General features: G+C 68.9%; 18 protein-coding genes. 14 read left to right on the forward strand and 4 right to left on the reverse strand.

Going from position 1 to position 20,250, the window contains the following annotated elements; all coding sequences use genetic code 11:
- Positions 1–67: 67 nt before the first annotated feature.
- Positions 68–1,351, forward strand: coding sequence for an MFS transporter (locus DN069_RS32325; RefSeq protein ID WP_111506803.1), 1,284 nt, complete (start codon positions 68–70; stop codon positions 1,349–1,351).
- A gap of 73 nt (positions 1,352–1,424) precedes the next feature.
- Here DN069_RS32325 and DN069_RS32330 read toward each other — a convergent pair whose 3' ends face one another.
- Both DN069_RS32330 and DN069_RS32335 read right to left on the reverse strand, forming a co-directional pair.
- On the reverse strand, positions 1,425–2,651 hold the full coding sequence (locus tag DN069_RS32330; RefSeq protein ID WP_111506804.1) for a cytochrome P450: 1,227 nt from the start codon (positions 2,649–2,651) through the stop codon (positions 1,425–1,427).
- Between the two features lie 223 nt (positions 2,652–2,874).
- Positions 2,875–3,669, reverse strand: a complete 795-nt coding sequence (locus DN069_RS32335; protein ID WP_165845735.1) for a class I SAM-dependent methyltransferase — start codon at positions 3,667–3,669, stop codon at positions 2,875–2,877.
- A 459-nt stretch (positions 3,670–4,128) separates the two neighbouring features.
- Between DN069_RS32335 and DN069_RS32340 the strand changes: the two genes are divergently transcribed.
- Together DN069_RS32340 and DN069_RS32345 are read left to right on the forward strand one after the other, a co-directional pair.
- Positions 4,129–5,127 carry an ATP-binding cassette domain-containing protein gene (locus tag DN069_RS32340; RefSeq protein ID WP_111506806.1) on the forward strand — a complete coding sequence of 333 codons (999 nt, stop codon included), beginning with the start codon at positions 4,129–4,131 and terminating at the stop codon, positions 5,125–5,127.
- Positions 5,124–5,915: an ABC transporter permease gene (locus DN069_RS32345; RefSeq protein WP_111506807.1), complete on the forward strand. Its 792-nt coding sequence runs from the start codon at positions 5,124–5,126 to the stop codon at positions 5,913–5,915. Before DN069_RS32340 ends, DN069_RS32345 begins: the two co-directional genes overlap by 4 nt.
- Before the next feature lie 158 nt (positions 5,916–6,073).
- Here the strand turns inward: DN069_RS32345 and DN069_RS32350 are convergent, their stop codons facing one another.
- Complete coding sequence (locus DN069_RS32350; RefSeq protein WP_111506808.1) at positions 6,074–6,739, reverse strand: DUF4097 family beta strand repeat-containing protein; 666 nt, start codon at positions 6,737–6,739, stop codon at positions 6,074–6,076.
- A gap of 295 nt (positions 6,740–7,034) precedes the next feature.
- On the opposite strand from DN069_RS32350, the gene hemC reads away from it, so the two are divergent.
- The 4 genes from hemC to DN069_RS32370 all read left to right on the forward strand — a co-directional run bounded on the left by hemC (position 7,035) and on the right by DN069_RS32370 (position 10,525).
- Complete coding sequence (gene hemC / locus DN069_RS32355; RefSeq protein WP_111506809.1) at positions 7,035–7,964, forward strand: hydroxymethylbilane synthase; 930 nt, start codon at positions 7,035–7,037, stop codon at positions 7,962–7,964.
- Between the two features lie 112 nt (positions 7,965–8,076).
- Positions 8,077–8,292: a hypothetical protein gene (locus DN069_RS32360; protein ID WP_111506810.1), complete on the forward strand. Its 216-nt coding sequence runs from the start codon at positions 8,077–8,079 to the stop codon at positions 8,290–8,292.
- Positions 8,293–8,872: 580 nt separating this feature from the next.
- On the forward strand, positions 8,873–9,454 hold the full coding sequence (locus tag DN069_RS32365) for a hypothetical protein (RefSeq protein WP_111506811.1): 582 nt from the start codon (positions 8,873–8,875) through the stop codon (positions 9,452–9,454).
- A gap of 618 nt (positions 9,455–10,072) precedes the next feature.
- A complete protein-coding gene (locus tag DN069_RS32370; protein ID WP_111506812.1) occupies positions 10,073–10,525 on the forward strand; it encodes a flavodoxin family protein in 453 nt (150 codons plus the stop codon).
- Here the strand turns inward: DN069_RS32370 and DN069_RS32375 are convergent.
- On the reverse strand, positions 10,515–10,973 hold the full coding sequence (locus DN069_RS32375) for an SRPBCC family protein (RefSeq protein WP_207892350.1): 459 nt from the start codon (positions 10,971–10,973) through the stop codon (positions 10,515–10,517). The two genes, DN069_RS32370 and DN069_RS32375, sit on opposite strands and share 11 nt — an antisense overlap.
- A gap of 528 nt (positions 10,974–11,501) precedes the next feature.
- Here DN069_RS32375 and DN069_RS40530 point away from each other — a divergent pair.
- The 7 genes from DN069_RS40530 (at position 11,502) to DN069_RS32405 (ending at position 19,378) form a co-directional block, all read left to right on the forward strand.
- A complete protein-coding gene (locus tag DN069_RS40530) occupies positions 11,502–11,663 on the forward strand; it encodes a hypothetical protein (protein ID WP_165845736.1) in 162 nt (53 codons plus the stop codon).
- Positions 11,663–13,009 (forward strand): glycosyltransferase, encoded by a 1,347-nt coding sequence (locus DN069_RS32380; protein WP_111506813.1) that lies wholly within the window; start codon positions 11,663–11,665, stop codon positions 13,007–13,009. The genes DN069_RS40530 and DN069_RS32380 overlap by 1 nt, the downstream gene beginning before the upstream one ends.
- A gap of 222 nt (positions 13,010–13,231) precedes the next feature.
- Positions 13,232–13,681, forward strand: coding sequence for a hypothetical protein (locus DN069_RS32385; RefSeq protein WP_133260113.1), 450 nt, complete (start codon positions 13,232–13,234; stop codon positions 13,679–13,681).
- Between the two features lie 73 nt (positions 13,682–13,754).
- Positions 13,755–16,301 (forward strand): CHAT domain-containing protein, encoded by a 2,547-nt coding sequence (locus tag DN069_RS32390; protein ID WP_111506815.1) that lies wholly within the window; start codon positions 13,755–13,757, stop codon positions 16,299–16,301.
- 3 nt (positions 16,302–16,304) lie between these two features.
- Positions 16,305–17,822 carry an esterase/lipase family protein gene (locus DN069_RS32395; protein ID WP_111506816.1) on the forward strand — a complete coding sequence of 506 codons (1,518 nt, stop codon included), beginning with the start codon at positions 16,305–16,307 and terminating at the stop codon, positions 17,820–17,822.
- Positions 17,823–18,092: 270 nt separating this feature from the next.
- Positions 18,093–18,398 (forward strand): hypothetical protein, encoded by a 306-nt coding sequence (locus tag DN069_RS32400; protein WP_111506817.1) that lies wholly within the window; start codon positions 18,093–18,095, stop codon positions 18,396–18,398.
- A 215-nt stretch (positions 18,399–18,613) separates the two neighbouring features.
- Complete coding sequence (locus DN069_RS32405) at positions 18,614–19,378, forward strand: hypothetical protein (protein ID WP_111506818.1); 765 nt, start codon at positions 18,614–18,616, stop codon at positions 19,376–19,378.
- Positions 19,379–20,250: the final 872 nt, after the last annotated feature.

A 20,250-nucleotide genomic window follows, 5' to 3' on the forward strand; every position in this document is an offset into this window, starting at 1 on the left:
TCCCGACCCTCCAGAGCCTTCCGATGCGCTCCGAAGCCCGAAGCCCCCAACGTCCCAAGGCGGCCCGATGACCACGACCACAGCGGTGGCCCGACACCGCGAGCCCTTGGCCACACTCCTCACCTTCGCCACCTTCGTCTCCTACTTCGCCATCGCCATGGTGGAGTTCTCCGTACCGTTCGTGGCGGTCGCGACCCTGGGCGCCAACTCCCTGGTCATCGCGACACTCGGGATCTGCCGCTTCGCCCCCCAGGTCGTACTGGCCCGCGCCGTCGCCCGGATCGTCGAGCGCCACGACCAGCGCACCGTGATGCTGGCCGCCGAGTTGCTCCGGGTCCTGGCCTTCCTCCTCGCCGCGCTCGCCATCGCCCTCACCGCCACGGCCGGACTCGGCGTCCTGATCCTGGCCAACACCGCTCTGGCGTGCGCTTCCTGTCTGACAGACGTGTCGGCCCAGGTGATGATCCCGGCCGCGTTCCGCGACGACGCCCTGCCCGGTCTCTTCAGCCGCCTCCAGATCGCGGAGTCCACCGGAGACGCTCTCGCCCCGTTCCTGACCGGCCTGGCGCTCGGCGCCTTCGGGATCTCCTCGACCTTCCTGGTGGCCGGGGCGCTGGCGGCGAGCGCCTGCACCCTCCTCGCGCGCCTTCCGCGGATCCGGACGACACCCACCCCGGCCCCCGTTGCCGACGCCGTCCCGGCGGGGGCCGCCGCTGCAGCCGAGGCCCCGACCGTCCGGCGACGTGCCGGTCTGACCGCCGGTCTGCGGACGAACCTGGCCACCAAGCCGCTGCGGATCACCACGCTGTGGGCGGTCTCCTACAACTTCGGGCAGAGTGCGATCGGCGCCCTGCTGCTGGTCACCCTGCTGCACCGAACCGAGGTCACCCCCGCGGTCTACGGTCTGATCGGTTCCTGCGCCGTCCTGTTCGCGGTGCTGGGTGCCGCCGTCGCCGAACGCCTCCCGGCCCGGCTGCGCGGGGGCCTTGGGACCTCCGTCTTCGGCAGCGGCGCCGTCGCCGCCTACACGCTCCTGGGAGTCGGCGCGTGTGTGGGCGGCGGCCTCGGGCTGGGCCTGATCCTGCTCGGATTCGTCTGCGACGAGTTCTGCTCCGGTGTCGTCCTGGTCCGTGTCAGGACCTTTCGCGCCCGCGCCATCGCGGAGCACGACCGCGCTATCGCTGTCGCCGCCTACCGCGCCGTCAACATGACCGCCGTGCCGGCCGGATACGCCGTCGGCGGCCTCGCGGGCGTGCTCTTCGGCTCGTCCGCCACCCTGCTTACGGTCGGCCTGCTGATGCTGGCGCCGGCGGCTCTGATGCTCTCCCGTTCCATCCGGGAGGCCACCTGACCCGGCCTCCGGCCGGACCACCGAGGTCAGGTGGCCTGGCCGGAGGAGCGGGAACCCGGCCCCGGGCGGGAGCTCACCAGGTGACGGGAAGGCTCTTCACCCCGTAGAAGTCCGCGTCGGTGCGCATCGGCACCTCGTCCGCCGGGATCGCGAGCCGCAGATCGGGGAACCGGCGGAACAACTCCACCAGCGCGACCTTGACCTCGATCCGGGCCATGGGTGCGCCCAGACACTGGTGGATGCCGTGACCGAACGTCAGCTGCCCCGTGGCACGTCGCCGGATGTCGAGAGTGTCAGGGTCCGGGTACTTCTGCGGGTCACGGTTGGCGGCCTGCGCGGCGCAGGTGACGGTGTCGCCGGCACGGATGAGCTGGCCGTCCAGCTCGACGTCCTCCAGCGCGGTGCGGATCGCGGTGTCGGTGATCGTCAGGTAGCGCAGCAGCTCCTCGACCGCCCCTTCGGCGAGGTCCGGCTCCGCGCGCAGGGTGGCGAGCTGGTCGGGGTGACGAAGGAGGGCGAAGACGCTGAGCCCGATCATGTTCGCGGTGGTGTCGAAGCCGGCGCCGAGCAGCAGCGAACCGACGTTCGCCAGCTCCTCGTCGGTGAGGTCGCTCTTCGTCAGCTCGCTGAGGACGTCGTCGGTCGGCTGGTCGCGCTTCGCCTGGACCAGCCCTTGCAGGAACGCCTGGAGCTCGAAGAAGGCGGCGTACTGCGCCTCGGGCCCGAGGCTGTTGTCGTTGGTGGCGATGGCCTGGCGCTGGAAGGTCTCCCTCGCCTCGTAGGGCACCCCGAGCACCTCGCACATCATCTGCGCGGGGATGGGCAGGGCGTACTCCTGGAAGAGGTCGAGCGCCGGCCCCCGCCGTTCCATGGCGTTCAGCCGTTCCTCGGTCACCTCGCTGATGCGCTCGGTCAGCTGACGCATGCGCCGCGCGGTGAAACTGCCGGTCAGCAGGCGCCGGTAGCGGGTGTGCTCGGGGGCGTCCATCCGCTGGAACATGCCGGGCGGCGCGGGCTCGGGCGTCTGTTCGGCGACGGGCCCCGGGATCGGCCAGTGCACCAGCTCGGCCCGTGAGCTGAAGCGCGGGTCGGCCAGGACCGCACGCACCTGTGCGTGCCCGCTGGCCAGCCATCCCACGTGCCCGTCGGGATAGACCATCTGACGCAGCGGCTGCTCCGCGCGGATGCGCGCGAACTCGGTCGGCGGATCGAATGGGCAGCCTGCGGGGCGCTCGAGTGGGAGCCCCGGCAGTGGGGTCGGCGAAGTCGCGTTCTCGGGCCTGACATTCGAAGAGGTCATTGCGCGTCCTACCGTGAGCAGATTTGATTCGTAATGCAGACAAACCATTTCCTGACCTGAGCATGCCAAGAACTTCTCGGAAAGAACTCTGAAAGATTCCTGGGCGCGCTACGGGAGCACGAGAAAAAAAAGAGCGCCGCTGCCGCGGGTCTGCGGCAACGGCGCTCAGGAAGTCAGTCGGGGAGATCGGGAAAGCCTCAGCAACGGCGTTCCCAACCGGTCGTCAGGAGGGGCGGCGCCCCCAGGCCGCCATGGTGGCCAGACCCAGGTCCCAGTAGTCCTCCTGGTACATCAGGCCGACGGCCTCCGCGACCTGCTCCTCGGTGGCACCGCCGGCGGACACCACGATCGGGCCCCAGCCCTTGAGCGCCTCGCCCCAGAACAGGGCCATCGGACGGCTGTCGCCGACCAGCGAGATCGAGCTCTCCAGGCCGATCTCCTCCAGCCCGAGCGCGACCAGCGGGGCCGGGAAGCTGCGCGGCCACTCCAGGTCGGTACCGACCTGCTCCTTGTACTGGGCCAGGGTCGCCAGGCTCACCTCGCGGTACGCGTCGTTCCGGGCCGAGTCGACCGGGAACTTGGCGGGCTCCTCCAGCATCAGCCAACCGCCGGGCTTCAGCCACGAGACCACTCGCGCCAGGTCGGCCTCCCGGCTGCGCAGGTGGCTGAAGACGTAGCGGGCGTAGATCAGGTCGAAGGTGCCCTCGGGGAAGTCCTCGGTGGTGACGTCGTGCTGGACGATCTCGAGGTTGCCGGCCACGGCCTCGCTCAACGGGCCGAGCTCGATGTCCGTCGCAGTCACCTTGCCCGCCGGGCACTGCTCGGCGAGCCACCGCGAGACCGTCCCCGAACCGGCGCCGATCTCCAGGCACCGCCAGTCGGGCTTGGGCGCGAGGGCAGCCAGGCGGCGCTTGCTGTTCGGGTCGAGCTCCGAGCGCAGTGCGGACAGCCACGCGGGCGTCGACTGGTCGTCAGCGGGCTGCTCGGTCGGGTTGTTGTCGATCACTTCAGCGGTCACTGTCGCACGCTCCTGGCGAGGGAATTGCCACGGTCGAAAGGAATGCTTCTCCGGTGTCCGGACCTCCCGGGAGGGAAGCGCGGACACCGGGTCCGTCAGGCACGCCTGTCCTGTCGGCAGGACAGGCGGACGTCGTTCGGCCCTCGCTTCCCGTGCCGCCCCGTGCGTGGGGGATTTGCCGCACAAGAAGAAAGGGATATCGTCATGCGCAGGACCTTGGCGACCAGCGCCAGCCGCTTGCCCATAACGGGCTGACGCTTTTTAGGCGGCCGGGGACGGATTGGGTCCCGGAGTCCTGGACCAGCACCATAATTCACCCGGTGCGAGTTCCACCAGCGGCGAGGGAAACCCTCGATAACGCTCCGATATTCCGTCGATAGACAGACTTCGTAGTGTCGAGACATGCCTCGGCGCTCGCACAGATGCCGAGCAAGTCGTTTCGTTGTTGGAGGAGGCGCGATGTCGGCCTACCAGGCCAGGAGTTCAGGCGTGGACGTAGCTATCTCGGTGGCCGGACTGCGTAAGGCGTACGGCGAGCACCAGGTGCTCGACGGCTTGGACCTGCACATTCCCGCAGGCCAGGTGTTCTCGCTGCTGGGGCAGAACGGTGCAGGCAAGACCACCACGGTGAAGATCCTCTCTACCCTGACCACTCCCGACGCCGGGCACGTCGAGGTGATCGGGCACGATCTCGCCACCGACCCCGACGGGGTTCGCGCCAACATCGGTGTCACCGGCCAGTTCTCGGCCGTGGACCCGCTGTTGAACGCGGAGGAGAACCTGGCGCTGATGGGGCGTCTGTGGCACCTGGACTCCAAGGTCGCCAAGGAGCGTTGCGCTCGCCTCCTGGAGCAGTTCGACCTGGTCGAGGCCGGCCGTAAGCCGGTCATGACCTACTCCGGCGGCATGAAGCGTCGGCTTGACCTGGCCATGACGCTCGTGGGCGCGCCCCGGGTGATCTTCCTCGACGAGCCCACCACCGGCCTGGACCCGCGCGTCCGGCGCGCCATGTGGGACCTGATCCGGGATCTGGTCGCCGACGGCGTGACCATCTTCCTCACCACGCAGTACCTGGAGGAGGCGGACCAGCTCGCCGACCAGGTCGCGGTCCTCAACGGCGGCAAGCTGGTCGCCCAGGGGACCCCGGAGGAGCTCAAGCGGCAGGTCCCCGGCGGAAGCGTGGACCTGCAGTTCAGCTCTCCCACGGCGCTGGACCAGGCCGTCGCCGCTCTGAGCGGCACGCCCCTCACCCGCAACGACGAGACCCTGACCCTGCGCGTACCGAACGACGGCACCGCCGCGTCCGTGCAGGCCCTGCTGGGCCGCGTGGATGTGACCACCGTTCACGAGCTGTCCCTGAAGACGCCCGACCTCGACGACGTCTTCCTCGCCCTCACGGGCACCGCCCCCGCGCCGGCCGCCGGCGACGCGGACAAGAAGGAGAAGGTCCTGGCATGAGCACCGTCACCTACGCGGTGGCGGACTCCGCCACCCTGCTGCGCCGCAACATCAAGAACCAGATGCGCTACCCCACCGTGGTCGCCTCGATCATCGGCATCCCGGTCCTGTTCCTGCTGCTGTTCGTCTACGTCTTCGGCAACGTCCTCGGCAAGGGCGTGGCCGCCTCCGCGGGCGGCACCGGCCACTACGTCGACTACGTCCTGCCCGGCCTGATCATCATGACGGCCGCGACCGGCTCGCTCGGCAGTGCCGTGTCCACCAGCATGGATATGACCGAAGGCATCATCGCCCGCTTCAAGACGATGTCGATCTTCCGTCCGGCGATCCTGATCGCCCGTGTCATCTCCAGCGTCCTGCAGACGCTCGTGTCGATGGCCCTGATCTTCGGCGTGGCCTGGCTGATGGGCTTCTCCGCCTCGGCCTCGGTGGCGGACTGGCTCGGCATCCTGGTGCTGCTCTCGGCCGTCAACTTCGCCCTGACCTGGCTCGGCGTCGGCATCGGGCTCGCCGCCAAGACCCTCGACGTGGCGAGCAACGCGCCCTTCCCGCTGATCCTGCTGCCCTTCGTCGGCTCCGGCATCGTGCCGACCAGCACCATGCCGACGGCCCTGCGCTGGTTCGCCGAGTACCAGCCCTTCACGCCGATGATCGAGACCCTGCGTGGCCTCCTCTACGGCACCGGCATCGGCAACAACGCCTGGATCGCCGCCGCCTGGTGCGTCGGCATCAGCGCCCTGGGCTTCGCCTGGTCCATGAAGAACTTCAAGAAGGACCGCACACGCTGACCTCACGTGCGCACCAATCCCCGTCCGCATCACGCGGGCGGGGATGTTTCCTGTGCCCTCTCCCTGACAGGGCGCTGATGACCCGTCGAGCGAGTCCCTACGGCCCGGCCAGGCGTGGACCGGCAGCAGGCCGGTCCCCGCCTTCGGCGCGGGTCGGTTCAGAGGCTGCGGGCGCTGATGTCGCCCGTGTCGGTGGTGGCGCGGATGTCGAGCACGGTGGTGCCGTCGTTCTTGAGGGCGTTGGTGACGCGTCCGTAGGTGGTGCGGGCGTCGAGTGCGGCGGAGACCCCGCTGGCGGCACCGACGGTGATGTTGCCCTGGTGGGTCCTGAGGACGAGCGTGCCCCGGGTGGCCTCGCCGATGGTGATATCGCCGCGAGGGGTGGTCACCTGCGCCGGTCCGCCCAGACGGTCGACCTCGACGCTGCCGTCGATGGCCGTCAGCCGCAGGCTCGCGGCCTCGTCCACCTTGATCTCCTTGTAGGCGCCCTCGAAAGTGACGTCGCCCAGGCGACCCACCCCGCGCAGCGCGCAGGAGGCGGTGTGCGCCTCGAGGTGCGAGCCGGCGGGCAGTTGGAGCGTGACCTCCACCTCGCCGATGGTCCCGAAGTACTCCTTCTTGGGCTCCAGGTCACCGACCCGCAGCACCCCGTCGGCGAACACGACCTCGGTCTGCCCGGCGGTCTTCACGTCCCGGTTCTTGCCGGGGTTGAGGGGCCGCACCTCGACGGTGGCCTCGTCCAGGTCGCCTGCGGTGATCTGGATCCGCCCGGCGGCGATGTTCACGACGGCGGTGACCGGGACGGCGGTGGCGAACTTCTGCATCGTTCTCCCCTTACATGCTTCGTTTCTGACATCGAGAACGCTACGTTGCGTTTAGAAAATCCGCAACAAGCATGTTGCATCCAGATACCATAACAGCAGCTAGATAGGCACAAATTGTTGCATTGGGAGTAGATCTAATGCAATGAATGAGGCAGATGCCGTTGCGTTGGATCGACAGTGAACGCTACGTTCGCGGCAGTGGACCCACAGCCCTCGATGTGGTCGCCGGGGCCCTCCCGCCCACTCGGCCGAAGTACGCCAGAGAGCCAAGGCTGACGGAGTATCGTCTCGTGGCATGCCTCAGGTGATCCGGATCGTGACCCGCTCCTCGCCCATGGCGCTCGCCCAGGTCGAGCGCGTGCGCGCGCTGCTGGGCGAGCGGCATCCGGGGTTGGTGACGGAGGTCGTGCCGGTCACCACGTCCGGGGACCGCTGGCTGGGTGCGCTGTCCGCGCTGGGCGGCAAGGGGGCGTTCACCAAGGAGGTGGACGCCGCGCTGCTCGCGGGCGGCGCGGATCTGGCCGTGCACTGCCTGAAGGACATGCCGGGCGACCGCCCGCTGCCGGAGGGCACCACTGTCGCGGCCTACCTGCCGCGTGACGACATCCGGGACGCGGTCGTGAGCCCGTCCGGGCTGCGGCTCGACCAGTTGCCCGCCGGCGCCCGCGTGGGCACCAGCGCCGTCCGGCGCGTGGCCCAACTCCGCGCCGAGTACCCGGAGCTGGAGTGCGTGCCGATCCGGGGCAACGCCAACTCGCGCCTGGCCAAGCTGGACGCGGGCGAGTACGACGCGCTGCTGCTGGCCGTCTCCGGCCTGGAGCGGATCGGGCAGGCACAGCGGATCACGCAGGTGCTCGAGGTCGACGAGATGTGCCCGCCGATCGGCGCCGGGATCCTCGCGCTGCAGTGCCGCGCGGACGACACGGCCACGGTCGACGCGGTGGCCGCGCTCAACCACGCCCCGACGTGGCGCGAGGCCGCGGCCGAGCGGATGATGCTGCACGCCCTGCAGGGCCACTGCAACTCCCCGATCGCCGGCTACGCGCGCGCCGAGGAGGACGGCCGGCTCTCGCTGCGGGCCCGCGTCTTCAGCCCGGACGGCAAGCGCGTCCTGGCCGCGCACGAGTGGGCCGGGGCGCTCTCCCCCGACGAGCTCGGCATGGCCACGGCGCTCGAACTGCTGCGCCAGGGCGCGCGCGAGCTGATCGACGAGATCCCGCACTGACCCTGCGGGGCCCGGGGCTCTTGACCTTCGCGTCGGCTGCGCGCATCGAACGACAAAGCGCGCTCAGCTGTGCCGGCTACCGGTGCCCCGTGGGGCAACTGGCCGTCCACGTATGGATGTGGGGGGTGTCGACGGCGCCGGGCTGACGATGCCGAACACCGACGACTTCACCTGGCAGTGGCTCAGCAGCGCCTGCGAGGTGCTGCGCACGGGGCGCTACCTCGTCTGCCCGCTACCCGGGTTGACCCATCCTGTGGCCGGCTGGTGGCTCCGCGACCCCGAGGCGTCCGAGGGACGGTGTCATCAGGCCACGTCGCGGGCAGCGTAGGCGAGCAGCTCGCTCAGCCCGGCTTTGATGGACGCGAGCTGCGCCAGTTGTTGCGTCCAGTGCCGACGGGAAGCAGGCCCCGCCAGCCTGGCGTTGGCCCGGCGTCAGTGGTTTCGGTGTCGCCACCACCACAGTCGGGCTCTGATGCGGCGGCGGCCCGTGCGGGGGCGTGTGATCACGTAGGCGGCGGGGATGAGGATGAGGGATCCGGCTGCGGTGGCGATTGCTACCCCGGGTCCGACGAAGAAGCCTACGAGGGTGAAGAGGAGGGCGATTGAGATCGCCTTGGATGCGATGTCGCCCCAGTCGGTCGGGTGCCGGTCGGGTCTTCTGACAGGGTCGGTCACGTCTTCTGACGGTACGTCGAGGGGTGTGCGGCGGGAAGCCTGTGGGCGTGCCCGGGTGCTTGTGCTGGTCCGCTCGCGGTCAGCAGGAACGCGGTCTCCTCGCTCGGCACCCGGGACGACAGGGAGCCGACGCCCGTGTGAATGATCCCACTTCGCTGCGCGGGCGCGGCGGTGGGCGCCCCCTGGCTGTGCTGTAGGCTCCGGCCCTTGCTGATCAAGAAAATGGGGGCTTCATGAAGAGCTTCAGGGGCAAGGTCACCGGCGCGCTGGTGGCGCTCGGCGCTGTGTTTGCCGCGATCGGACCGGTGGCGGCGTCCGACGCCACCGCGCAGACCTACGCCGGCAGTCTCCACTACGGCTACATCACGGGTATCCCACACGCCGTGCACCGGGGGCAGACGATCACCATCGAACTGTGGTTCAGGCAGTCCTCGCCCTACGTCGTCGACGCCGTCTCCTACGGGCTCTACCTCTACGACCCGGTCGGCGTGGGCGTGAAGGGAAGTGCCGCGTCCGGCGCCAGTGTCACCTGGCTCAACCCGGTCACCCACCGTTGGGAGCGGGGCTTCGCCCTCGACCACAACACTCATCAGATCTGGGACGCCCCAGGACTCAACGGCATCGCGGTGCCCTCCGGGAAGTGGAACCACATCTTCGCCCGCGTGACGTTCAGCCACAGCGTCAAGCTGGGCACGTGGACGCTCGAAACCGACGCACCGCAGACCTACATGGTCGTCACGAAGGCCGGCAAGCCGACGTCCGCCATCCTCTCGGAGAACCGCCGCGCGCTCCAGCGCTTCACCATCACACGCTGAGCTCGCCCACGGCTGTATCGACCTTGCGTGGCACGGCCATGTAGGCACCAGCCGCACCGGCGCTTCGTGGAGCGGCTGCTCCACCTCCCCGCCCACCACCTGGCCCGCCCAGGCCACCCGCTGCGCGGTCTGGCTGTTCCCACTGGTCGGGTACGGTGACGCCGGACCCGGCCCGTGCCCGACAACCACTCCGCCCCGGGCCCGTTCACGACGAGCGAAAGCGTACGCGCGGACACAGACCACCAGAACCCCCGATGGGGCCATGCTGGCCAGCAATGCATCCCACACCGTCACCGAAGACCTCCCAACTGCCTGTCCAGCTTCTTGACTCTAAGAGGCCCTTGACGGCTAAAACGTCCAGACGCTCGTAGGGGCCGCCTGCACTCACCGGACGACGTGGGTGCCCGCTCCCGTTCCGATCGCCCCTCCATCATCCCGAGCATGCCCTGCTCATCCAGCGGGTCCTGGACATCCCGCCGAGGCCGTTCGTGCTTCAGCCACATGATCGTTCCTCGGAGGTGGAGACCAGCCTCGTAGCTCGGGCGATCGCCTGATACCGGCTGTCCGGTACGGCTGAGGTGCGTCGCGCGTCATCGGCACCATGGCAGGATCAGGCACATGCCCACCCTCCTGATCGTCCACCACACCCCCTCGCCAACGCTCCAGGCGATGTTCGAGGCCGTGGTTGCTGGCGCGACCAACGAGGACGTCGAGGACGTGACGGTGGTACGGCGCCCAGCCCTGGCCGCCACCGCGGTCGACCTGCTGGCCGCCGACGCCGTGATTCTCGGTACGCCCGCGAACATCGGGTACATGTCCGGGGCTATGAAGCACTTCTTCGACCAGGTCTACTACCCCTGCCTCGACGCCACGAAGAAGCTCCCTTACGCCGCCTACGTCCACGGCAACAACGACACCGCCGGCGCTCTGCGCGCGATCGAGGCGATCGCGGGCGGCATGGGGTGGGAGCGGGTCTTCCAGCCGGTGACGGTCACCGGGGAGGCCGCGAAGACGGATCTGGAGGCCTGCTGGGAGTTGGGGGCGACGGTCGCTGCCGGGCTCATGGAATGACGAGCAACCCGTCGCCCCCCGCCCGGCGAGCTGGCGCTCGGTCCACTCCGGGTCGTGCATCTCGTCGGCGGTCATCGTCACGTGGACGCCGTCGTCGGTGGGGGTGAGCTCGACTTCGGTGAGGAAACTCGTAGGGCTCGACGCCGGGGATGAAGTCGGCGAGGGTGCTGTAGGCGAGGCGCCGGTGGGGCTCGACGACCGTGAACGTCTTCGTGGACGTCGTGCTCAGCGGCAGGCCGGTGCCCTCCATGTAGGCGACCTGCTCCGGGCCGGTCGCGGTCATCGTGTAGGTGAGGGTGCCGCCGGCGCGCAGGTCGAGGGTGTCGACGTGGACCTCGAAGCCGTCCGGCGCCCACCAGGACTCGATGCCGGCGGCGGTGGTCCACAGCTCCTGGACGCGATCCGCGGCGGTGGGGTAGTCCTGCTCGGTCGTCAGGGTTAGACGCACACCGCGCGATTTCTCATCGGTCGGTCGCCGAAGTCGCCGAGTGCGGCAGCGTCAGCGGCAGTCCGCACGCCGCGACCAGGTGAGTCTCGAAGGTCGCGATCTCCACGATCCGCCCGTCTGCCACGCGCAGCACGTTGCATGTGCGCGCGGTAGACCGACGTCCCGGGCGCTGAACGTAGCCGCCCACGGCCGGCATCCGGTTGGCGGCCGTGGGGACGAAGCGCCTGGACCCCGGCCCGCGTCTCGCGTCGTGGGTTCCCATCGAGTCGGGGTGGTGAGTCCAGTGAGTCCACAACGAGTCGACGCTGCCACCGCCGCCGACGCTGACCCGCGTGGGTGTCCCAGACCGGCCCCGCGCCCTGGCAATAGGCCCAACAGTCCACCGTTCGTGGTCCATTCGGCTACCTACGGATAGGCCGGGCGGCACCACATGCCCACTCACCGTCACTAAATGGTCACAACCTACACACGGGACATCCTGACGTGGAAGGCTCGATTCCACACCAAAGACCCGGGGGGAAATCACCCATGTCACACCCTCAACTCGCCCACACCGGCGCAGGACTCAGCCTCCTTGGCATCGCCTACGGCCAGCTCTGGCTCGTCGCGATCGTCCTCATCGCCGTCGGCGCCACCGCCCTCACCGTCCGCACCCGGTTCCGCCGCAACCAGACCCCCGGCGACCGCTGATGGCCGCCCCCACCGCCCGCTACGGCGGAACGCGCCGCACCATCCTCCTCGCTGCCCTCCCCGTCGCCGGCTTCACCGCCTGGGCCATCTGGCACCTCTACACCGTCGCCCGCGCGTTCGGCGGCCATGGCAACAGCCTCGCGTTCGCGTGGGCCTTCAGCTTCCTGCTCCTGTGGTGGGTGCCCCTGTCCTGGATGGAGAGGCCCGCCACCACCACCGACCGCCAGCAGCGCCAGCTCGACGACCTGGTCGTGATCGTGCAGGTTCCCGTCTACAACGAGGACGAGGCCGCGCTCCGCGCCTGCCTCCAGTCCCTCCTCGACCAGACCCGGCTACCTGATCGGGTCGCGGTCGTCGACGACGGCTCCACCGACCCCATGCTCGGCGTGAAGGCCTGGTTCCTGCGCGCCGCCGACGAAGCCCAGATCACGGCCACGTGGGTCCGGCAGGCCAACGCCGGCAAGCGCCACGCCCAGACCACCGCCCTGCAGCACGACGACAGCGACATCATCGTCACCCTCGACTCCGACACCGTCCTCGACACCAACGCCATCGCAGAGGGCCTCAAGCCGTTCGCTGACCCCAAGGTCACCTCGGTGGCCGGCCTCGTCGCGGTCCTGAACACGCGCACGAACTGGCTGACGTTCCTCACGGTCATGCTGTACACGCCGTTCACGCGCGGCTTCCGCTCGGCTCAGTCCGTCCTGAAGCGCGTCACGGTCAACTCGGGGACGCTCGCGTTCTACCGCGGCGACGTGATTCGCCGGTACCTCGACTCCTACGCGCACGAGACGTTCCTCGGCCAGCCCATGCAGATGAACGACGACAGCCTCACCACGTTTTACGGCCTGCTCCACGGGGATGCGGTCCATCAGCCCACGAGCGTCGGCTACACCCTCGTTCCGGCCACCTTCAGCGCGTATCGCCGCCAGCAGATGCGCTGGATGCGCGGCACCTTCGCGAGGACGGCCTGGTGGTGGCGCTACGCCCCGCTGCACTCGCCGGTGTTCTGGATGCCGCTGCTGGAGGTCGTGCAGCTGCTCATGTCGATCGTTGTCCCCGTCGCACTCCTGCTCCAGCCGCAGGCCCGGCACGATCTTGCCGCGATCGGCTGGTCGACGCTCCTGGTGGGTGTCGGCGTGAACTACATGATCAGCCTCAGGTTCTTCATGCTGTCCCGCTCCGACGAACCCCTGTGGCTCCACGTGCTGCTGTTCCTGTCCGCGCCCATCGCCGGTCTGTGGCGCATCCTCATCGTCAAGCCGATGTACCTCTGGGCGATGTGCAGCTTCTGGCGCGTGGGGTCCTGGGGGACGCGGGCGAAAGTTGAGGTCGGCCTCGGGTGAATTGACGCTCTTAGCGCCCACAGGGTGCACACAGTCGCGCTGCTGCAGATTACGCCAGAGCCCGCGGATGACGAGCGCCAAGGCGGCGAGGCCGAGCGCGACGGCGGTCATGGCGACGGCGAGGAGGACGCCAATGACGGCCTGACAGCGCAGCGCCAACGCGAGGTCTCCCGTCGAGGATGTTGCTTGCCCCGGTGTCTGACACGACGCACAGTCCTCCGCGTGAATCACAGCACCAGCCCTGGCCTTGTGACGGTCCTGATCGGCATCCTGATGACTGGCTCCGTCGCGGCCCTGGGGACGTCGATCGTGTTTGACCTGCGGTTGGCGCGATGGCTGGCGTTCGGCGGCCGACCGCGGCGCGAGTACCTGGCCACCAACCCGAAGGCCAAGGTCGGCGTGTGGTGGGTTGGGGTGTTCTTCACCATCGCCGGGGTGGATTGGCCTGACGTCCCTGACCGGATCGTGGCTGGGGCCGCTGCTGTAACCCTCCTGGTTGGTGACCTTCTCGAACTCGCTCAGAGGGGCGTTGGGGCCGGCGTAGGCGATCGGCGGGAGCAGCTTCAGGGGCACCAGGGACAGTCGGCTGCGTGTCACCAAGGTGCCCGGCTGGCTCACCCTGAGCACAGGGTCCATACGGCTGGACGGCTGAGTGTTCCGGCGCCCACCTGAGTCGTTCGACTGCGATCGGATGTGATGCGGTTACCCTCCGAAAAGGGGCTCGGCTACGAAGGGAAAGCCGTTGATGCCCGCAGACTCTCACTACGTCAGTCCCGAGGATGTGTCGCCGCTCCTGGCGCTCGTGGGAGGCGACCCTGACGCCCGAGTGCGCGACGAGGCTCTCGGGGCGGCCGCGGCTCTGCCACTCGATGGCGCAGCCCGGCAGCACGTCGGCGAGCTGGTGATCGAGCGGCTTGAAACAAACGATCCGCTCCCGCGCCCGGTACTTGCTGCGCTTGGCCGGCTGGAAGTCCCAGCCGTGCAGGCGCATGTGTCCAGACTGATTGGGGACACTCTGCCCAGTTCGGGGCTGATCAGGGCGAAGCCACGCTCTCCGACGCTGGTTGCGATTGCGCCCGGCCTTGTGGATCCCGAGTTGGTAGCTGCCGTCGGCACAGGACTGCTGACCGGAAAGGAGTTCCCCGACGATCTCACCGGACTCGGCTTGCTTCCCCAGGACGATGCCCGCAGGTTGCTCTCCGAGTTGATCGCAGAACTGGTCGCGGCGCAGGATGCGGATGACCAGGTCCTGGCCGCGGCGACCAACCGGCTAGGTCGAGTCGTGAAGGCCCTTCCGGTCGACGTGGCCGCCGAGCTCCCGTCCCTCGCCGTGCCGGTTTCAGAAGAACGAGCCAACTGGCTGGGCGGACTGGTGACCCTCGCGCCCCCGGCTGACGTACTCGCCTCAGTCTACGAGCGTCTGGACCAATCGAGTGGCAGCGCCCGGCTCAGCACCGTGCGCGCAGTCCGCAGAGTCGCCTCTAAGCTGGGTCGCCCGCCTACGCGCTGGCCTCAACCCACCTCGCGCCCCGGGGCATTCGCTGACCTCGCGGGGCTTGTGACGTCCGTTCAACCCGCGGTTGATCCTCCACCGTCACTGCAGCCATACCACTGGCGGGGCCGGTTCCCAGTTGAACGGATGATGTCAGTCGGTGGAGATGCCGGGGTGGGGACCACTCGGTATGCGGTGTCCGACGCGATGATGGGTGCGATCGGGGATGTCTTGTCCACATGGGCCGTGGGCGCAGATGACACCCGGCAGGCCTACGCACGATTGGACGCACCCGAGCGTGTCCCCCCAGGCCGGGTCTTCGAGTTGCGGGTCGGTCTGGCCAAGACCCCCTCACCTGGGCTGATGCAACTGGCCCCGTTCCCCGTGCCCACCCGGGCGTTCAAACTCGATGTCCAACTGCATGCTCAGGGATTCGATCTGCTCGGTGGAGGCGCGCTGTCGCTGTCCATGGAAGCCACGCCCGATGACCCGTACCCCTACCAGATGCTGCGCCTGCGAGCGATCGACGACGACGAGAAGTTCACCGCGACACGGGTGGTCACTGCCGCCTACTCGATCGACGAGAGACTGATCGGAATCGCCTCCCGCACCGTCCTTGTGGGCGACGCCGTCCTGGCGACGCCCGCGCGACCGCCGGGCAACGCATGGGTACTTCCCGACGACCCCGATACGCGGCCTGACCTGGAGATCATCATCGCTCCCGGCAACGACCAGACGGGCAACGTTCACACCTGGTCCTACCGCTCTCCTCACCTCGACGTCCCGACCCTCGCCGCCCCGCTGCGCACCGAATTTGAAGGGCAGAAGGATTACGCCCAACATGCCCGCCAAGGCATCGAGGACCGTGAGACGGCGGATATCCTCCCCGAGTACCTGCGCGGCGTCAGCAAAATCATCGGCAGAGCGGTCCCCGCCGAAATCTGGGCCGCGCTCCGCGCCGTCACCCGTGCCGGGGTCTCGCCAACGGTGCTCCTGGCCACCTACGACCCCTATGTTCCGTGGGAACTCGCCCGTGAACCAGAGGTCCCGCAGGACGCGGAGCACCCAGCCGCCAACCAGGGCACCGATCCGGGTCCGCTAGGCGCGCGGGCGGTGATCGGACGCTGGATCTACAACACGCAGACACGGACCGCCGTCCCGCCAGCCCAGCTGACCGCCCGCACGATGGCCGTGGTGTCCGGGGAATACAAGTCCAACCCGCTACCGGAGGCAACGGATGAGGCTACCCACCTGAACCGGCACTACGGCGCCGTCCAGGTCTCCGCGAAGGCCCGGGAGGTACTGGACTTCCTCGCTCGGTCAGACGCTCCGGAGCTTCTGCACCTTGCGGTGCACGGGCGGTTCGACATGACCGGCACCGCCGACGGCATCCTGATGGACGACGGACGCACCTATCTTGATCCGACGTCCGTGCTCGGCGTGAATACCGGCCCTGGAGGACGCATCGCCGTCCGCTTCGTCTTTCTGAACGCCTGCCAGCTCGGGCAGGAGGAGAAGCTGCTCGGGCAGACAGCCGGGATGGTGCCGTCCTTCCTCTCCCTCGGAGTCGGGGCGGCGATCGCCCCGCTGTGGAAGGTGAACGACACGGTCGCCCGCACGATCGCAGAGAGCTTCTACGCCGAGGCGCTCTCCAAGTCCATCCCACCCGCGGAGTACATGCGTAGACAACGTGAGGCTGCTGTCGGCCGCACCGGCACTGAGCTGTCGACGCCCCTGGCCTACCTCTTCTTCGGCCACCCGCGGCTGACGATCGACTGGAACCATCAAGGAGCGAGTTGAATCATGCCTAGCTTCGCGCGGGGCGACCGCAGGGACCTCGCCTACAGCGTCACCCTCCGCTCCACCGAAGTCCAAGGAGACGTCGGAGACGTCTACCGCTGGCCCCAAGCACAGCAATCAGTCCGATCGGCCGAACCAGCAACGCTGCAAGAGCAATTGGCCGCGACCGGACTGCCCGACGAAGCGGCCCAACTTTTCGCCGAGGCCGCCCAGCAGGCGAACCTTCACCCGACCCTGACCGTGCCGCTGGACAACCTCGTCCCCGCACCCACCGCAGGCAGGCGGACGCGCGGCGCGGAGGGCGTGCCAGTCGTCGAGCTGGAGGTGCCGGCGCCTGGTCGGGACGAGGGGCAAGTCCTGCTCGAGGCCGACGACACGGGCGTTGTGCACTGGGTGCTGTCCGAGTCTGCGGCGGTTGGCGACGGGACTGATCGAGCGGGTGGAACGCAGGTCTTCCGCATCCCGGTGATCGATCCGATCGAGCTCACTGGCGCCCAGCAAACACGCGGTCTGACCGGCTACGGCGTACGCAAAGTACTCCACCTGCTGCGCTTCCCCATCGAGGCCGCCGCCGGGAAGGTCGCCGAATACGCGGTCGGCCGCTGGGAGAACAAGCACCGACCACATCGGCTGCAGCTGACCAGCCCGACCACGTTCCTCCACCCCACGCCGGACGGGAGCGTGACCGCGGAGATCGCCCGGCGGGCAACGGAGGGGCCGTTCCTCGTCTTCGTGCACGGGACCTTCAGTCAGTGCAGCGCAGCTTTCCGTGGGCTCGCTCAAGACCCTGCCTTGGCTGAGCTCCACCAGCGGTACGGCGGTCGGGTGCTGGTCTTCGACCATCCCACGGTCTCCCTCGACCCGTCCGCCAATGCGCAGTGGCTTCTGCGGCAGCTTCCTGCCGACAAGGAGCTGACGCTGGACCTGGTCACTCACTCGCGGGGCGGGCTGGTCGCCCGGCAGCTCGGGCCCGTGGCGGCCGCAGCCGGTCTGAGGGCACCCAGCGTCCGGCGGCTGGTGCACGTCGGAAGCCCCAACGCGGGCACCGTGCTGGCGAGCAGCAAGCGGCTCGGTGATCTACTCGACGTGGTCACCAATCTCTTCGCCCTGTTCCCGGACGGAACCGTCATCGACGCACTCCAGGTCGTTCTGGAGGTGGTCAAGCAGTGCGCCGTCGGCGTGCTGCACGGCCTGGACGGGCTCGCCGCGATGGACCCCGCGTCACCAACCTTGACCGCCCTCAACGCAACCCCGGTGCCCCCGGCTTGCACGGTCCACGCGGTGGCGTCGAACTACGACCCACGCCCCGACGCGGCACTGCCCATTCGCGCCCTGAACGCCTTGGTGGACAGGCTGTTCAACACAGGCAACGACCTTGTCGTGCCGACGGACGGCGTCTTTCAAGCCAGCAGCTACACAGTGCCCGACCCGGTGGTCCTGCAAGCGAGGGACGCGGTGGCACACAGCGACTACTTCCAGTTCGCGGAGGTGCGCAAGAACCTGCTCACCTGGCTGATGTAGCTCCGCTCTCCGAGGAAGCCTGCCGTCGGCAGGGGCGACGCCTGCCGCCGGCGGTGCTATTCACGCGGCCGTGCGACGAGCCACCCTGCGCGGCCTTCCTTCATGACCGGCCGGCGTGGCTGCTCCGAGTGGACTCGCGTGTCGGGCTGTTTCCTTACGAGTTGGCTGCGCTCAAATCGTGCGTGGTCCTCGGCCACACGGGGTGACTTACGGCAGTGCCCGTGCGAGTTCATAGGCCTCGGTCTTGAGGCGTCGGAGTTGTTTGTTCACGTGGTCGACTTGGTCGGGGGAGATCGGGTGGCCGTTGGCGGGGTGGAGGCGGTCGGAAAGAACCGCGAGTTCGCCCAGGCCGCTTTCGCGTTGTTCGACCACGGCATCAAGGCTGTGACCGGCAGGTCCCTCCGAGAAGAGAACAAGGAGCTGTTCAAGGAGGTCTCAAGGCTCTTCACGGTGCGCAACGGCATTGCGCACGGAGGGGAGGGCCCTTTCATGAACGAAGTCCGCCGACATGTGGCCACGGCGGGGCAGGTTTTCGCGTGGTGCGACTGCCTGGCGCTGGCCGACACCGACTCCTAGCCCAGCCTTCCAACGCCGTTCCGTGCCCTGCTGCTCGGCGCCGGCCTTGGCCTGTGCTCGTTGGCGCGAAGGTCGCGTCTTCCGCGCGGGGCCGCTGCTGGGCTCCTGCTGCTGCGCCTGCCTGCTGTGGCCCTGGGTGCGAACCTGTCGTCCCCGTGCTCTATAAAGATCGCCGTGTTCCCGTCGTCCGGACGGGGCCTCCTGTTTGGAGTCTCATGCGCCACCGCATAGCCGCAGCCGCTCTCGCGGGTTCCTGCGCGCTGGCCGCCATCGCGATCCCGGCCGCGGCCTCGGCCGCGACGCCGCACCCGGCCATCCGCTCCTCAGTGACCGACATGGCCATCGGCCTGATCGGCCGGCAGCACTTCAGCATCCGCGTCAGCGCCTTCGACGCCAAGGGCATCCGAAGCATCCACGCGTTCATCTGGCCGCTGGCGGCGAACGGGGCCCGGCCCACCCCGGCGCTCGTGGCCGCCTCGGCCATGGGGACGGTCCGGTCCCGCACCGCCACCTCCGAGACCATCGGCTTCGACTACACCTACGACGACGCCAAGCGGTTCGAGCCGGACTACATCGCCGGCGAGTTCGGCATCGCGGTCCTGGCCACCGCGAACGACGGCACCACCACCTACGTGCCGAAGGCCGCCACGTACTTCTTCCGCTTCGCCGACGCGCTCAACGCCAAGGCTTCCACCGGCGCCGTTCGCAAGGGCGCCCGGGTGACGGTCAAGGGCCGGCTCGAGCGCGCCGACTGGGACCTCAACACCTGGCGCCCCAACACCGGGCCGTGGGTCGCGCTGCAGTTCCGCAAGGCCGGCACCAACACGTGGGTGACCGAGAGCTGGGCGAAGACCAACGGCACCGGCGCGCTCGCCGCCACCGCCACCGACCACGCCTCCGGCTGGTGGCGCCTCTCCTACGGCGGCGACCTCACCTGCGCCCCGACCGTCTCGGCGCAGACGTGGATCACCGCCAGGTGAAACGCCCGCGGTAGGGCCAAGGCCGACAGGAACTGACGCGGCATCGAGCCGGGAACGGCTGGTGGCTCCCGGCGCCGCGGGCCGCCCGGCCCCTTGCTTGGCCCGCCCCTGGCTGCTTGCTGCGCGGGTCGTGGGACGTTTCTGTTGTTCGGGTACGGTGGCGGGCGGACCAGGCCCGTGCCCATTTGGATTACTCGCACGGGCCGGGCGCTGCTCGCGTTCAGGGGTGGGGCGCCGGTGTCCCGGTCTTGGTGGTTCCGCAGACCAGGATTCCGTTGATCTGCTTGCAGTCGCCGTTCTGGGGCGCCGTCGAGACCTGTCCCGGAGCAGGTCGGCGCGGCACCATCGTGTGTGGATCGGCGGGCCGGGTCTGCCGTGAGGGTCGCGACGGCACCGGCAACTGGTGGGTCGGGGGCGGTGATGCGGAGGCAGACGCGGACGGTGGGGCCGAAGGGGACGCCGACGGCGATTGTGCCGTGCCGGGATTCGATGCCGAGGGCGATGCCGACTGGCTAGCGGCAGGCCGGGGCGCGGCTGACCTGTCTCCGGTTGCAAGGACGGTGCCCGTCGCCCCGGCTCCTAGCAGGCACGCTACGCCCAGCGCGATGCCGATTCTTCGTTCGATCACGGCGAGCACCCTATTGCTTCGCCGCAATGAACTTCGAGGGGACTAGCGTCGTACGGCCCCTGTCGCACGGGTGTCGCACCGATCTTGGAATGGGTGTGGCACGCTAGCCGTGCGACACGTTTGGCCTGCGATGATGCCCGGGCTGGGGGCTGATGCGTGTGACCCCTGGCCCTGATGCCGCGCCAAGCTGCCGTGCCCGGCGGCTGTCATCGGTGCTGCTGCGGGCGCCCGGGTCCGGGCTTTC

The organism is Streptacidiphilus pinicola (genome assembly GCF_003258295.1).
GTDB lineage: Bacteria > Actinomycetota > Actinomycetes > Streptomycetales > Streptomycetaceae > Streptacidiphilus > Streptacidiphilus pinicola.

Bases quoted from the DNA above. Each gene is read 5' to 3' on its own strand.
- DN069_RS32325 (WP_111506803.1), top strand. From the start codon at position 68: ATGACCACGACCACAGCGGTGGCCCGACACCGCGAGCCCTTGGCCACA.
- DN069_RS32330 (WP_111506804.1), bottom strand. From the start codon at position 2,651: ATGACCTCTTCGAATGTCAGGCCCGAGAACGCGACTTCGCCGACCCCA.
- DN069_RS32340 (WP_111506806.1), top strand. From the start codon at position 4,129: ATGTCGGCCTACCAGGCCAGGAGTTCAGGCGTGGACGTAGCTATCTCG.
- DN069_RS32345 (WP_111506807.1), top strand. From the start codon at position 5,124: ATGAGCACCGTCACCTACGCGGTGGCGGACTCCGCCACCCTGCTGCGC.
- DN069_RS32350 (WP_111506808.1), bottom strand. From the start codon at position 6,739: ATGCAGAAGTTCGCCACCGCCGTCCCGGTCACCGCCGTCGTGAACATC.
- hemC (WP_111506809.1), top strand. From the start codon at position 7,035: ATGCCTCAGGTGATCCGGATCGTGACCCGCTCCTCGCCCATGGCGCTC.
- DN069_RS32360 (WP_111506810.1), top strand. From the start codon at position 8,077: ATGGATGTGGGGGGTGTCGACGGCGCCGGGCTGACGATGCCGAACACC.
- DN069_RS32365 (WP_111506811.1), top strand. From the start codon at position 8,873: ATGAAGAGCTTCAGGGGCAAGGTCACCGGCGCGCTGGTGGCGCTCGGC.
- DN069_RS32370 (WP_111506812.1), top strand. From the start codon at position 10,073: ATGCCCACCCTCCTGATCGTCCACCACACCCCCTCGCCAACGCTCCAG.
- DN069_RS40530 (WP_165845736.1), top strand. From the start codon at position 11,502: ATGTCACACCCTCAACTCGCCCACACCGGCGCAGGACTCAGCCTCCTT.
- DN069_RS32380 (WP_111506813.1), top strand. From the start codon at position 11,663: ATGGCCGCCCCCACCGCCCGCTACGGCGGAACGCGCCGCACCATCCTC.
- DN069_RS32390 (WP_111506815.1), top strand. From the start codon at position 13,755: ATGCCCGCAGACTCTCACTACGTCAGTCCCGAGGATGTGTCGCCGCTC.
- DN069_RS32395 (WP_111506816.1), top strand. From the start codon at position 16,305: ATGCCTAGCTTCGCGCGGGGCGACCGCAGGGACCTCGCCTACAGCGTC.
- DN069_RS32405 (WP_111506818.1), top strand. From the start codon at position 18,614: ATGCGCCACCGCATAGCCGCAGCCGCTCTCGCGGGTTCCTGCGCGCTG.